This is a genomic window from Vibrio sp. D173a, from assembly GCF_030248475.1.
Genome location: NZ_JAHGAH010001008.1, coordinates 1 through 543 on the forward strand (window position 1 = coordinate 1; position 543 = coordinate 543).

Here is a 543-nt window from a genome sequence, read left to right on the forward strand (position 1 = left end):
GATATGGAACTGCACGTTGAAGGCGTGAAGAAGTAAGTTGAATAGACTGAACCTAAACAACTGAGCTCGGCTCTATAAAAATAGAAAGACGCGAAGCCATTGCTTCGCGTCTTTTTCGTTATTAAGCCTTGAGTCTTTTCATGGTGCACACTGTTCCCGTGTTGTCGCATCCTCCCGCTAATAAGTAACTAACGTAGAGTATTTAACGTGTTACCACTTGTGATTAAGCGGTTTCCAGTTCAGTCTCTTTCACTACGTTTAGACGGTCACCGTAGATAGGGCGTAGTGCATGCATCACTTCAGCACGAGTCAGAACACCCACCATTTCGCCATTTTCTAGAACTGGAAGCATGTGTGGTTGGCTCACTTTCATCGCTTTAGCACGCTCTTCCAGAGACAGAGGCGTAAAGCGAGTCGCGATGCCCATGATAGATGTTGGGTAAAGTTGCTCTTTGTCGATACATAGGAATTCAGCCACATCCACAAGTTTGTCGTTTGCATCAATTGCCACAACATCACGGCTCATTAGGTCAACGACCTTTT

At 45.3% G+C, this 543-nt stretch carries 1 protein-coding gene; it reads right to left on the reverse strand.

Features of this window, described 5'->3' with window-relative positions:
- Positions 1-223: 223 nt before the first annotated feature.
- Positions 224-543 (reverse strand): CBS domain-containing protein (locus tag KIV40_RS30915; RefSeq protein ID WP_285353115.1); only part of this gene is annotated, 320 nt, incomplete at its 5' end.